The 13,334-nt window shown below is 44.2% G+C and carries 12 protein-coding genes; 4 read left to right on the top strand and 8 right to left on the bottom strand.

What is annotated here, in order from left to right:
• Positions 1-7: 7 nt before the first annotated feature.
• Genes N473_RS04710 through N473_RS04700 form a run of 3 tightly spaced genes read left to right on the top strand, consistent with a single transcriptional unit; the run spans position 8 to position 4,028 of the window.
• Complete coding sequence (locus N473_RS04710) at positions 8-1,279, top strand: polysaccharide biosynthesis/export family protein (RefSeq protein WP_063366940.1); 1,272 nt, start codon at positions 8-10, stop codon at positions 1,277-1,279.
• A 10-nt stretch (positions 1,280-1,289) separates the two neighbouring features.
• Positions 1,290-2,690 (top strand): GumC family protein, encoded by a 1,401-nt coding sequence (locus tag N473_RS04705; protein WP_063366939.1) that lies wholly within the window; start codon positions 1,290-1,292, stop codon positions 2,688-2,690.
• A 3-nt stretch (positions 2,691-2,693) separates the two neighbouring features.
• Entirely contained in the window at positions 2,694-4,028 is a 1,335-nt protein-coding gene (locus tag N473_RS04700; RefSeq protein WP_046357912.1) for an O-antigen ligase family protein, read from the top strand.
• An 8-nt stretch (positions 4,029-4,036) separates the two neighbouring features.
• On the opposite strand, the gene miaE is transcribed toward N473_RS04700, so the two are convergent.
• The gene (gene miaE, locus N473_RS04695; protein ID WP_063367053.1) at positions 4,037-4,825 is read right to left on the bottom strand and encodes a tRNA isopentenyl-2-thiomethyl-A-37 hydroxylase MiaE; all 789 of its coding nucleotides are present in this window, start codon (positions 4,823-4,825) and stop codon (positions 4,037-4,039) included.
• Between the two features lie 223 nt (positions 4,826-5,048).
• On the opposite strand from miaE, the gene N473_RS04690 reads away from it, so the two are divergent.
• Positions 5,049-5,648 carry a Yip1 family protein gene (locus N473_RS04690; RefSeq protein ID WP_063366938.1) on the top strand — a complete coding sequence of 200 codons (600 nt, stop codon included), beginning with the start codon at positions 5,049-5,051 and terminating at the stop codon, positions 5,646-5,648.
• A 110-nt stretch (positions 5,649-5,758) separates the two neighbouring features.
• On the opposite strand, the gene purF is transcribed toward N473_RS04690, so the two are convergent.
• The 7 genes from purF to N473_RS04655 form a co-directional block, all read right to left on the bottom strand.
• The gene (gene purF, locus N473_RS04685; protein WP_039608476.1) at positions 5,759-7,285 is read right to left on the bottom strand and encodes an amidophosphoribosyltransferase; all 1,527 of its coding nucleotides are present in this window, start codon (positions 7,283-7,285) and stop codon (positions 5,759-5,761) included.
• 18 nt (positions 7,286-7,303) lie between these two features.
• A complete protein-coding gene (locus N473_RS04680) occupies positions 7,304-7,798 on the bottom strand; it encodes a CvpA family protein (protein WP_039608475.1) in 495 nt (164 codons plus the stop codon).
• A gap of 61 nt (positions 7,799-7,859) precedes the next feature.
• On the bottom strand, positions 7,860-8,588 hold the full coding sequence (locus N473_RS04675) for an SPOR domain-containing protein (protein WP_063366937.1): 729 nt from the start codon (positions 8,586-8,588) through the stop codon (positions 7,860-7,862).
• 10 nt (positions 8,589-8,598) lie between these two features.
• Complete coding sequence (gene folC, locus N473_RS04670; protein ID WP_063366936.1) at positions 8,599-9,861, bottom strand: bifunctional tetrahydrofolate synthase/dihydrofolate synthase; 1,263 nt, start codon at positions 9,859-9,861, stop codon at positions 8,599-8,601.
• A 22-nt stretch (positions 9,862-9,883) separates the two neighbouring features.
• Positions 9,884-10,759: an acetyl-CoA carboxylase, carboxyltransferase subunit beta gene (accD, locus tag N473_RS04665; protein WP_063366935.1), complete on the bottom strand. Its 876-nt coding sequence runs from the start codon at positions 10,757-10,759 to the stop codon at positions 9,884-9,886.
• 219 nt (positions 10,760-10,978) lie between these two features.
• Entirely contained in the window at positions 10,979-11,779 is an 801-nt protein-coding gene (gene truA / locus N473_RS04660) for a tRNA pseudouridine(38-40) synthase TruA (protein WP_039608471.1), read from the bottom strand.
• 106 nt (positions 11,780-11,885) lie between these two features.
• The coding region (locus tag N473_RS04655; RefSeq protein ID WP_331247994.1) for a FimV/HubP family polar landmark protein at positions 11,886-13,334 on the bottom strand (1,449 nt) is incomplete at its 5' end.

Raw genomic sequence — 13,334 nt, 5'->3', positions numbered from 1 at the left:
ATAGACTATGACAGTCACCAGCATCACAAAAAAGCTCAGTATATTAGCACTCGTGTGCAATATCGCGCTGACTGCTGGCTGTGCACATATTGACGGAACAGTAGAGTTAGAAGATAACGACGACCGTTTTTATGGCCACCCTGATGCACAAGGCACAGTGATTAACCCAGCAGAGCCCGGCACAGTATTCGCAGCTGGTTTAGATTGCTCAGGCGCGAACGAATTTGCCATTTCAAAACAGTACCGCGTTGACAAAGCAATTGTTACGCACCCAAACAATCAAGCTCCCGTACCTGTGCTTGGTGGAAAAGATGCAAATTCTTTACCACTGAGCCCAGGTGACTTGATCGATATTAATATGGAGTTTGGTGAAGGTTTCAATGGCCGCTATATACTAGATAGCTCTGGCCTGCTGGAAATGCCCGTGATTGAACCTATCTTTGCCGCGGGTTTGACCACCAAGCATTTAAGTGAGCGCATTGAACTGGCATTGATCAGAGCGAATATATTCAAAGCGCATACGCTTGATGTAAATATCAAAGTACTCAACTTAGCATCCATAGAAGTGCCTGTATCAGGCGCGGTGTTCGAACCAGGTCGCGTGACAATTAATGCAACGATCCCCTCGCAAGTACAGCAAGAACGCCTTGCAGCTTCTGGCGACCAAAGTAAGAAGCGTTTATTGTCTGAAGCGGTCAGAACTGCCTCTGGTATTCGTCCTGATGCGAAGTTAGATCAAGTGATTTTAATTCGTTCCGGTTGGCAAGTAGAAGTTGACCTTACGGGTATTTTAACCGGCGAGCCGGTAACTGACTATGCATTGATAGCTGGTGATCAAGTGATAGTACCAAGTACAGGGTGTTTTCAACCTCACTTGGTTAGACCGTCGCAGATCACGCCAAAAGGCTTTCGAGTATTTATGTCGAACTTGATAGATTCTGCAGAGAGTAATTCAAACGCAGCCATCGGTCGTTTTTCAAGTAGTCTGCCTTATGGTACGCGTTTATTACAAGCTGCAGTCTCAGCTAACTGTGTGGGTGGCAAATCATATACTAACGCGCCTCGCCGTGTGGTGTTAGTTAGTACGCACCCCATTACAAAACAGACGCAAGTGATCGAGCGTTCAATCGAGCAGCTTATGCGTATGCCTTATAGAGATAAAATCAATCCATACGTAATGCCAAATGACGCTATCGCCTGTTACGACTCTGATATCACAAATTTAAGAGACGTAGCGCAAACAGTTTTAGACTTAGTCGCACCATTCAAGGTGTTTTAGGAGGTGTATCATGGGTACAGCACTTCAAGTAACAACGCCATACAGCCGCTTTAGAGCAACGATTTATCGTTGGCTGCACAGACCATACTTAGCTGCGTGTGCGATTAGTTATGTTGTTATTACCTTGTTGGTGATTGCCTATTTGCAAAAAGCCCCTACGTTCAAAAGTGATTTTGACATTGTACTACCGGGTACTGGTGCAAACAGCCAAGTGAATATCGACGAGGTGGGTCAAGTGGTTTCATCCACTAGTGCACCTTTTGGCAAAGGGTATAACCCGCGCGTGAACTACAAAGAGATGATCATGAGCCGTAACCTGCTCGACAGCGCAGCTAAAACATTGAATCTAACAGGTCGCGAGTTTGGCAATCCAAAAGTACGCTTAACCGAGCAAACCTCTATTTTGAATGTAGAAACAACCGGCAGTTCACCACAAGTTGCACAAAACAAAGCATGGGCTATCTACGACGCACTACAAGCACAGCTCGACCATTTACGCGCTGATGAGGTTAAACGCCGCGATGAAAGCATCAAAGCTGTTTTAGACCAATATCGTGAGCGTCTAAACCTAACGCGTAATAACATTATTGATTTTCAACAGCGCTCACTCATTGTTTCTGCTGAGCAATTGCAAAGAGAGACCGCTACTTTATCTTCAATTAGAGAAAAAATGGTGATGATCCAAGCGGAGATCGGCCAAGGTGAAGACTATGTCAGCCAGTTGAGTGTAGACTTGGGTGTGTCTCCGGCTATGGCGGGCCAAGCATTTGTACTTCAATCTGACAGTGAGTTTCGCGGCTATCTGTCAGAGCTGACTTCTAGTGCATCTCAGTTAAGCGAATATCGTTCACGTTGGGGAGAAGGTCACCCGAAAGTCAAAGCAGAATTTGCCCGCTTTGAATATTCAAAACAGTCACTTCGTAACCGCTCGCAAGGTTTAGTGGGACCAAACGCAGCGCACATATTCACTTCACTAGATTTAAAAAACAACCCAAAACGTGCGCAACTTTTTGCAGATCTTATTAACGCTTATGCTGTTAAAAAAGGCAAAGAAGCAAAATTAGTTGAACTAAACCAAGCACAAACGTTGTTAAACGAAAAAATCAAAATATATGCACGTGAGGCTGCAGAGCTTGAACGCCTTCAACGCGAGTTTGACCTAGCAGAAGCCGTATTCACGTCAGCAGCAGCGCGCTTAGAAGCAAGTAAAGCCGATGTCTTCGCTTCCTATCCGATTGTGCAACTTATGACACCACCTTCAATGGCTTTCAAAGCAGTGAGTCCGAAAAAAGGGTTGGCCATTGCTGCGGCGCTTTTTGCGATGATTTTCACATCACTTGCTATATTAATGGTTAACAAACGCAGAGAAATCGTTGCACTCGTTGTAGAGAAGCCAAAAGCAAAAGGATAATGGATGCTACTACTGTCAGCACTGCCAGGAGAGAAAAAAGAGTTTGTCAGCTCAGAAGAATTCGTCGTCTGGGCTGGCTTAGTGCTGACCTACCCTTCCTTTTTAACCGGCACACTATACGTCCTCGGTTCAGTGATTGGCTGGATCTTATTTGCTATGGTGATCACCCGCCTGTATGTTGAGGTTGATAAAAAACACAGCCGCGTTAACCCTATGGTGTGGTTATGGATCATCGCCATGCTGGTGATGCTGGTGGCGCTCATTATTGCCCATTTTAATTGGTCATTAGGCATAGGGAAAACCATAAAATCATCCATCGGCTGGATGAAAGGATGGGCGCTTTTAGCGCTATTTCCTTTGATAGGGAATTTAATCCAAATTCGCAAAGAAGTCGTGATCCGCGCGGTATGCATCATCGGCATACAAACTCTGATCTTTGCTGTCGTTTCTTTTATTTTTTACTTAGGTCGCTTACCCGGCGATATTTTCCTCTCTCCATTAAAAGTCATCGGCGGGCCTGGGGAAAGCTTTTTCATGGTGAGTTTTTATGGCATAAATCCAGAAACCGGTGCAGGAAGGTGGCGCTTCTTCACACCTTGGGCCCCTGCGGCTGGGTTTATGGCCTGTATCTATCTGGTATTTTGCCTGCAAGAGCAAAACGCGCGCATTCGCCGCTGGGCCATCGCTGGATGCTGGGCCATGCTGCTACTCTCTCAATCTCGTGCGGGCATTGCCATTTTTATTATGCTTTTTCCTATGGTGATGTTCAGCGATAAATTCAAAGAGCCATGGTTTTTATTTTTACTCGGCTTTTTAGTGCCCGTGATACTGTTACTCGGTGAGCCTGTGTATCAATGGGTGATGGACTCTTACGAAGCCGTCAAGCAACAGCGGCCGGGTTCAACGCGGGTAAGGCAAGCGTTAGCCAATATCGCTGTACAGCGCTGGGAGGCTGAAGCGCCTATTTGGGGGCACGGTATTGTTGAACGCGGGCCGAAACTCGTTGAGCGTATGCCTATTGGATCTCACCATAGCTGGTATGGGCTGCTTTTTGTCAAAGGTATTGTTGGCGCCATCGCCCTTGCCGTGCCCATGGCGCTTACCTTTATTTACTTTTTATGGAAATCACAAGACTCTAAAACAGCACAAACGGCACTGTGTTTAATGACGGTGTTTATCTGTTATAGCTTTTTTGAAAACTTAGAGATTTTATCGTTTTTATACTGGCCAGCATTGCTGTGGTTTGGCATTGTATTTAAAGGCGAGAAGGCATATCGCGCATCAACAAGAAAGCACAGACAAATAGAGCACTTTCCGAGCAGACGCGCGGGTCGCTAATTAAGTTTTTATGCCGCTACAGGCACACCACTGTGGAATTTAAAATCTTCATCTGGTGTATCAATTAACGCATTTTCAATGGCTTTAAACTCGGCAATACGCGCTGCCACATCAAAACGTTTCGGATCTGTTGCCTGTGCGACTTGCTCAGCAAGCTCAATATAATCTTGATAGTGCCGGGCTTCAGAACGCAGTAGTGACACATAAAAACGCCCCAGTTCATCATCTAAAAATGGCGCAAGCTTAGCAAAGCGCTCACACGATCTCGCCTCGATGAATGCGCCAATAATGAGCTTATCAATTAACGCAGCTGGCTCAAACGTGCGTACATGCTTGATCATACCCGCAGCATAGCGAGAAGCATTTAGGCTTTGTACACGCAAGTCTCTTTGCTGAATGATCTCAAGCACCTGCTCAAAATGATGCAGCTCTTCTTTAATAAGACGCACCATTTTGTCTAATATATCTTGGTTATAGGCATATTCTGGTTTTGCAGTTAAGCTGCCAATTAACTCGTTTTTGCTCGCTGCAAACTTGCCGTCACCTATTTTACGATATACAAAGTCCTCATAAGGCTTTACCCAGCCCAACAACGTTTTTGCAGACTGATTGTCCACTGCATATTTACGAATTAAAAACGCAGCGCTTTGCGCCGCTTTTAATTCACAATGCATATGGTCAACAAGAAGTCGTTGCAAATTTTCAGGCTTTTTAGCCTCTTCAATCCAACTGTCGGGTGTACATGTGCCCAAGAACTCGTATATCGGTGCGAGCAAATCTGCGTATTTATCTAGCATCATCATCAAAGTATTTCGAACTAATGGCGCAATTCTATCACACACTCACCATGCCACTCTATCTTGGCGTAGCGAAAATTGGCGTAGCGGAAATAACATGGCTGATTGTTTAGGATCAATTACACCTGTCGTTTAACCCGAGTAGCTTGACAAAATTTAACCAATATTTCATATGTTAATTGACGTTGTGTAAAAAACACTCAACAACAAAGAGAGGCTTTGTATGATTTTAAACCACTTGTGGGGGCTCTATGCTCACCCAATTGAGGAGTGGCAGACGATTGACAACCATCATGAAAATGCCAGCTTTAGCCTATCCCATATGATAGTCATAGCCCTGATCCCAAGTATTATGGGATACGTTTCTTCTGTTCATCTAGGTTGGAAAATTGGCGCGGGTGATACGGTATACCTCACTCATGAAAGTGCCTTGCTTATCGCAATCGCCATGTACTTTGCACTGATCATCTGCGTGTTCGCTCTGGCTTATCTAGCACATTGGATGGCTGTGACATTTGGCGCCGCACCAACATTCACACAAACCCTTGAACTGGCAGCTTATACTTCAACGCCGCTCTTTATGTCAGCCATTGCCGCAATCTATCCAGAGCTCTGGTTTGTGGTCAGTGTTGGCATCGCTTCTGTCGCCTACTCTGTATACTTACTTTACACGGGTGTGCCCATTCTCATGCATATTCCCGAAGAGAGAGGCTTTATTTACGCCAGCTCAATGGTCACCTGTGGACTTATTTTATTGGTGATCATTCTTGCTGCAACGGCGATTTTATGGACGAATGGCATAATTAGCCCTACATTTACTTAGGGTAGCGTGGTGATTCGCGCTGCCTTGCTTTTATCCTAAAAACGAAATCAAACTAAAAGGGCGATGGTATTCACCATCGCCCTTTTTACATATTCGAGTATAAGCGCTGCTTATTCGCCTTCGCCTGTTTCTTGATTATGTAACTCTAAGCTCGCTGACATCGCTTGCTCACGCGTTGATTTTGCTGAGTCATTTCTCAGTGCATCGATGCGGTTTAGGTAATCTTGATCTACATCACCTGTGATGTACTGACCATCAAATACCGATGTTTCGAACTGACTGATCTCAGGGTTTTCAATACGAACCGCTGCAATTAAGTCTTCAAGAGATTGATAAATCAAGCCATCTGAGCCAATGCTCGCATTGATATCCTCAAGTTCACGACCATGCGCGATTAGCTCAGCTGCCGACGGCATATCGATACCATATACATTCGGGAAGCGTACCTCAGGAGCTGCTGATGCAAAGTAAACATTCTTAGCACCAGCCTCTCTCGCCATTTCAACGATTTGTGCTGAAGTTGTACCACGTACGATCGAGTCATCTACTAGTAATACATTTTTACCAACAAACTCTCTGTCAATGGCATTAAGCTTACGACGAACAGACTTCTTACGCTGCTCTTGCCCTGGCATGATGAACGTACGGCCGATATAACGGTTTTTCACAAACCCTTGACGATATGGCAAGTTTAATACTGAGGCAATTTCGAGGGCGATATCACATGATGTTTCAGGAATTGGAATAACCACATCAATGTCTTTATCAGCCCACTCACGTTGGATCTTTTCACCTAGCTTAGTACCCATATTCACGCGTGACGCATAAACTGACATGTTGTCGATGGTCGAATCTGGACGAGCAAAGTAAACAAACTCAAAAATACAAGGCGCTAACATGGTTTTATCAGCACACATCTTCGAGAAGAATTGACCATCTTCAGTTACATAAATCGCTTCACCTGGAGCTACATCACGTACAAAGTCAAAACCATCAGTGGCCAAAGCAACACTTTCAGAGGCAAACATGTACTCAGTCCCATTGTCTGTGTCACGCTTACCAAATACCAATGGGCGAATACCATGCGGGTCACGAAATGCCAGCATGCCGTGACCAATGATCATTGCGATACTTGCGTAACCACCTGAACACTGTGCATTCACCGCCGCAATTGCAGTGAACATATCATCTGCATCCAGCTTCATTTTATCACTGCAGCCTAGCTCATAAGCAAGGATATTCAACAGGATCTCAGAATCTGACGTCGTGTTTACATGACGTCTTGCCTTGGTAAACAAACGTTCTTTTAACTCAGCTGCATTGGTCAAATTACCATTGTGCGCTAATGAGATACCAAATGGTGAGTTTACATAGAAAGGCTGCGCTTCAGCTGAACTTGAAGAGCCTGCTGTCGGGTAACGCACATGGCCAATACCGATATTGCCCTGTAGTCGTTTCATGTGACGTGTATGAAACACGTCTTTTACCAAGCCGTTTGCCTTGCGAAGGCTAAACGTATTGTTGTCAATGGTAATGATGCCCGCTGCATCTTGACCGCGGTGTTGCAAAACAGTTAAGCCGTCATACAAAGCCTGATTAACAGGAGATGTTCCGACTATCCCAACGATACCACACATTAAAAAATTCCTCGCCGATTAACGGTTTGCTGAATTTAAAAAGCTCGAATTGTTCTCCAAATAAGAGAAAAACCACTCAATAACAAATCCAAATTCAGGGATTACTACCGACGCCTTCCACCAATCTGTATCTGGGGCTTTGGTGAAAGCATCGAGAAAGAACAACAGGGCGCTGACCACTAATACACCACGCATCGCACCAAACAAGATGCCAACAACACGGTCTGTGCCAGATAATCCTGTACGCTGTACAAGTTCACCCAATATAAAATTAACTAATCCACCTAATACCAGCGTCGCGACAAATAGTATGGCTATTGCTGCTGCGTTTCTTAAAAGGGGTTCTGAAACAAAGGTAAGGAAAGTGGATAGATATTGATAAAATAGACTGGATATAAAGAATGCGCCAACCCAAACTACAAGGGACATAGCTTCTTTTACAAAGCCGCGTATTAGGCCAAAAAAGGTAGAAATACCGACAACTGTAAATATGGCGTAATCAACCCAAATCATAATAACCAACAAGTCGTTAATTTTGGGCGCATTTTATAAGACACGCCCTAGAATTGCCAGATCAATTTGCAACCTTAAATTGGGTAAGTCGGCCATTAAGCTTAGTTAACTTCTTTAATTCTGGTAACTTAGCTTCAAGTTTTTGCTTATTTAAATCTGGTCCAACAAATACTTTTGTCAACGTACCATTGGGGGTTTTAACGGGGCGGGTAAAGGTTTTAAAGCCATTGAGCTTAAGCTTAGCAGTCAGCGCATCAACATTGGCTTTGTGAGAAAAGCTGCCAAGCTGAATTACATACGCCATCTTCGAAAAGTTTGAACTCTCTGGACGCACTAGCTTGAGTGCTTTGACCTCTGCGGCCACCACTTTCTTAGGCTCTGTAATTTGCTCTTCAATAGGCTGCTTAGGTTCAGGCTTAGTTTGCGGCTCACTGGGTACTGCTGCCACTTGTTGCGCCTCAGACTCAGTAGACTCTGTCTGAGCCGATTCGGTTGGATTCTCCTCCGCGGCTTCTATCGCCGGCGATGGGTCTTCCTCACTTACAACCGCAGACATGTCATCAGCTGGAATATCTTCAATCACTTCAGGTTTGGGCTGCACAGCCAATTCTGCACGTGCATCTACCGTCTCTTGCAAATCAATAGACGTAAATTCAGGTCGCTCAGGAATTTGTTGAAATCCCTCTTTGTAATGCACTTTTTCGCCATCCAAAATATTTGGAATAAACACGATGGCAGCGATCACTATGATACTGGTACCTACGAGGCGATTTACAAATCCTGAGTTCACATCTTACTCTCTATTTTTTCCAATACTGTATGGCGTCAGCAACTGTGAAGAATGAGCCAAAAATGATAAGTGCTGAGTTAGCTTCTTGTGCCGGTAACAATGCATCAAGTGCTTGGTGTACAGACTCATATGCTGCAACATCATGTTGCTGTACCTGCCCTAACACTGCACGCATATTCTCTGCACTTTCAGCACGAGGTCCACTGAGCGCTGCACATGTCCAATGATCTACAACATCACGCAACTCATCAATGACAGCGACTTTGTCTTTATCAGCAAGCATAGCGACTAAGACATTAATTTTAAAGCCCTGATTTTTTAAGTCGAGTAACTTTGTACGTAAATAACGTGCTGACTCAGGGTTATGAGCCACATCTGTGTATACTAGAGGGGAGTCACTGAGTTTTTGAAAGCGACCTTCAACCTTTAAATTATCTAGTATCTCAACTATTTTGGTCTGTTCAGGTAGCAGGTTCAACCGTGCTAACGCGGTCAACGCCGTTGCCACATTCTGAGCTGGAATAGCAGGCTGTGCTAACGTCATATCATACTCTTGATACTGCCAGCGCAAACCATTATCAAGTGGTGTGAAGATAAAGTCCCGCTTTGATAAAATCATATCTGCGTTAATTTCATCACCGTAATCCGTGACAGTATGAGGGATATTAAGATCGCCCACGATCGCAGGAGTGTTAGTCCTAAAGATACCCGCTTTGTCATAGCCAACAAGCTCTCGTGTATCACCTAAGTACTCTTTATGATCCAAGTCTATGGTAGTAATAATGCTCGCATATGGCGTGACAATGTTTGTCGCATCATAACGACCACCTAATCCCACTTCAAGCAGCACATAATCCACTTCATAGCGTTTGAATAGAGCCAGCGCGCCGAGCGTCCCATATTCAAAATAAGTCAGTTGAGTTTCGCCGCGGCCTTGCTCCAATTGATAAAACGCGTCCACATGATCTTGGTCTACCAATTCTTGACCATTAATACGCACGCGCTCATTGTAGCGGATAAGGTGTGGGGAAGCGTAGGTACCAACTGAATAGCCTTGAGAAAGTAACATCGCTTCCATACAGCGAGCGGTTGTACCTTTACCGTTAGTGCCACCAACTAGGATTATTTTACTGCGCGTATCGAGTAATTGGATATTATTTGCGACTTGAGCAACCCGCTCTAACCCCATTTCAATATTTGCAGGGTGCAGTTGCTCTAAATAACAAAGCCAATCATCTAAGCTCGATGATTGGCTAGGTTTGATGTGTGACATAGCTAGCTCAATTTCGAAAAATTTACGCTACTCTATGCTCTTGTTCTGTAGAAGGCAAGTCCATAAACTTAGAAATCATACGTGCTAGAGAGTCACGCATTTCACGACGGTCAATAATCACATCAATCGCACCGTGCTCTAATAAGAACTCACTGCGCTGGAAACCTTCAGGTAGGGTTTCACGTACTGTTTGCTCGATTACACGAGGACCAGCAAAACCAATTAACGCTTTTGGCTCACCCACGTTAATATCACCAAGCATTGCTAATGAAGCTGATACACCACCCATAGTTGGGTTAGTTAATACAGAAATAAACGGCAAGCCTTGCTCGCTCATTTTTGCAAGTGCAGCACTGGTTTTAGCCATTTGCATTAGTGAGAATAACGCTTCTTGCATTCGTGCACCGCCTGAAGCCGAGAAACAAATTAACGGCATATTGTGTTCAAGACACTCATTCACAGCCGCAACAAAGCGTGCACCCACAACAGATGCCATTGAACCACCCATGAATGAGAATTCAAATGCAACTGCCGCAACTGGCATGCCTTTCAAGCGACCTTTCATCGCGATCAGCGCATCTTTTTCACCACTGACTTTTTGTGCAGCAGTAATACGTTCAGAGTACTTTTTGGAGTCTTTAAACTTCAACACATCTTGCGGCTCAAACTCAGTGCCTAATTCCACAAGCTCACCGTCATCAAGGAAACGCTCTAGACGCTCACGCGCTGAAATTCGCATATGATGATCACATTTAGGGCATACATAAAGCGATTTTTCTAATTCAGCTTTGTATAAGATGGAATCACAGGCCGTACATTTCGCCCATACACCTTCCGGAACCTCTTTCTTACCTGCCGATTTAGCAGCTTTAGGCAAGATTTTTTCTAACCAACTCATTGGCAACTCTCTTGTCTTGATTCTGTATATTAGTCTGTGCACACAGACAGATTTTCCCAATTAAAACATGTTTAAGGCAACAGCGGTATAAAAAACTGGTCTTAGTAGTCTTAACAAGTAATAGACGCACGAGGAACTGAGATTTTAATGCGCAGTATAAGGAATGTTACTGCGTATAATTAAATAGCTTATGCAGTTTCACCCGCGCCCAAGTAATAATTATTTTTTAATCTCCACTTCCGGTAGGAATAGCGGACCAACAGACATTTTTGGGATCCCCCATTTTTCAGGGTAATCAACATCAACTAAATATAGACCATTGGGCTTTGCCGTCGCACTCGCCTGTGTTCTATCTTTTATAGCCAATAATTCAGCCATCCAATCAGGAGACTGCTCACCAATACCAATATCTAATAAACACCCTGTGATATTTCTCACCATGTGGTGTAAAAATGCATTGGCCTTCACATCAATCACAACATAATCACCAAACCTATCTACTTGTAAATGGTGAATATTTCTAAATGGCGTATTTGATTGGCAATGTACCGCTCTAAATGAGGTAAAATCTTGTTCACCTAACATGTGGTGACATGCAGCCTGCATTCTCTTTTCATCTAGAGGATGATGATAATGGGTGACACCATTTCTTAAGATCCCAGGGCGATAAGTGTGGTTGTAAATCACATAACGATATCGTCTTGCCGTTGCGCTGAACCGAGCATGAAACTCATCATCAACTTGCTGTGCAAAACGTACGGCAATATCATCAGGTAATTGAGAGTTCATACCAAGTGTAAACGCACTCATTTCACGCTCAGCATCAGTATCAAAATGAACCAATTGCCCTGTCGCATGCACTCCAGCATCAGTACGACCAGCACAGACAATTTCGACCGGATGATTACAGATCCGCGAAAGCGCTGTTTCAATTTCTTCTTGGACACTACTCACATGACTTTGACGTTGCCAGCCTGAGTAATTGCCGCCGTTATACTCAATACCTAGTACTACACGCATACACTTGCAAACTCTTCACTAATTTATAGCAGCGCATTTTATGCTATTGGCGTAGGGAATTAAAGCGAAGGGGGCGATATCGCCCCCTTTTGTTATGTCGTCTTTGTTATTTTATTTGTTCTTTTAGCAATCTGGCTTCCGCTTGCACCGATGCCGGACCATTCTCCATCACATCATCAAGTGCAGAAACCGCTGCATCAAAATCTTCAATTTCAAGATAAGCCCGAGCTAAGTCCAGCTTAGCTGAAAACCCGCCTTCTTCTAAATCAACATCCGTGGGGTTATCGCCAGCAAGTAACTCTTCAAAGTCATCCAGCCCGACATCCATATTAGGTGCTTGATAAGGCTCCTCTACAGTCAATACATCATCACTTTCAGCAATTAAGTCTTCAATTTCTAAAAAGTCTTCCGGCATTGCAGAGGATGTTTCTTGAGGCACTTCTTCTTCGATTTCAAACTGTTCGTCTAAATCTTCACTGAGTAACGCATCAAAATCGACCTCAAGTTCAGGCTCCTTAGCACTCTCTATGTCTTCAGGCTCAGCATACTCATCAAGTAAGGCATCAAAATCAGTCCCTTCTAAATCGGCCATGAATGCATCTTCAATGGCGTTTTCATCAATATCGACTGGGGGCTCAACCTCACTCTCAGCTTCAGCCACTTCATCTAACTCTGCCAAAAATGCATCAGGATCGGCACTCACATCTAGCTCTAATTCAGCTTCTGATATACCTGTATTTGGCGCTGACTCCACCGTTTCAGAAATACTGGTTTCATCAACTGCCAGAGATCCACTCGCTTGTGCTTCCATTGAAGCAAGCGCAGCAGACTCGTCAAATGGCGTGTCTAAATCAATTTCTAAATCTTGTAGTTCAGATGATTCACTTCCTACTTGCAGTTCAGGCTCACTAGGCAGCTCTTCATCCATTGCAGCCATGGCTGCTTCTTCATCAAATGGCGTATCTAAATCAATACCCAGATCATCTAATTCATCTTCTACAACAGCCAACTCTTCATCATGTTCAACTGATAAATCCGAAGACGGCACGGCAAGTAAATCCGTCTCTTCGGCAAGAGGCTCATCGTCTAGATCATCGAATAGGTCGTCCAACTCATCATCAAAGGAAGCTTCTAGATCACCATCAATACCTGCGTTCAGATCCCTCTGGCTTTCAAGACTTTCAGCAAGTTGACGCTCGGCTTCACTCACCCCTTCGGTAAGTGGCGCTTCATCTAATGAAATATCAGGCTCTTCAATTTCTTCTAGCTCAAGCTCGGGATAACTCTCTAACTGCTCACTGGGAGTGACAAAATCTTGTTCTAACGGTGGCTCCTCACTGAGAAGATCCACTTCATCTCCCAGCGGATCATCCCCCAAATCAATTTCAACCTCTTCAGCCATAAGCTCTTCATCAAGAGAAGCTAAATCAGCTTCAACTTCCAATGCTTCAAGCATGTCATCAACATTTTGCGGCTCAACGCTTTCAATATCATGTAAGAGGTTTTCAAGGCCTGATTCAGGATCAGCTTCTATTTCAAGCTCTGGCTCTGCTTC

Origin of the sequence: Pseudoalteromonas luteoviolacea CPMOR-1 (genome assembly GCF_001625685.1) — a bacterium.
Lineage (GTDB): Bacteria > Pseudomonadota > Gammaproteobacteria > Enterobacterales > Alteromonadaceae > Pseudoalteromonas > Pseudoalteromonas luteoviolacea_K.
This window is presented reverse-complemented; position numbering and strand designations above follow the sequence as displayed.

Bases quoted from the DNA above. Each gene is read 5' to 3' on its own strand.
- N473_RS04710 (WP_063366940.1), top strand. From the start codon at position 8: ATGACAGTCACCAGCATCACAAAAAAGCTCAGTATATTAGCACTCGTG.
- N473_RS04705 (WP_063366939.1), top strand. From the start codon at position 1,290: ATGGGTACAGCACTTCAAGTAACAACGCCATACAGCCGCTTTAGAGCA.
- N473_RS04700 (WP_046357912.1), top strand. From the start codon at position 2,694: ATGCTACTACTGTCAGCACTGCCAGGAGAGAAAAAAGAGTTTGTCAGC.
- miaE (WP_063367053.1), bottom strand. From the start codon at position 4,825: ATGCTAGATAAATACGCAGATTTGCTCGCACCGATATACGAGTTCTTG.
- N473_RS04690 (WP_063366938.1), top strand. From the start codon at position 5,049: ATGATTTTAAACCACTTGTGGGGGCTCTATGCTCACCCAATTGAGGAG.
- purF (WP_039608476.1), bottom strand. From the start codon at position 7,285: ATGTGTGGTATCGTTGGGATAGTCGGAACATCTCCTGTTAATCAGGCT.
- N473_RS04680 (WP_039608475.1), bottom strand. From the start codon at position 7,798: ATGATTTGGGTTGATTACGCCATATTTACAGTTGTCGGTATTTCTACC.
- folC (WP_063366936.1), bottom strand. From the start codon at position 9,861: ATGTCACACATCAAACCTAGCCAATCATCGAGCTTAGATGATTGGCTT.
- accD (WP_063366935.1), bottom strand. From the start codon at position 10,759: ATGAGTTGGTTAGAAAAAATCTTGCCTAAAGCTGCTAAATCGGCAGGT.
- truA (WP_039608471.1), bottom strand. From the start codon at position 11,779: ATGCGTGTAGTACTAGGTATTGAGTATAACGGCGGCAATTACTCAGGC.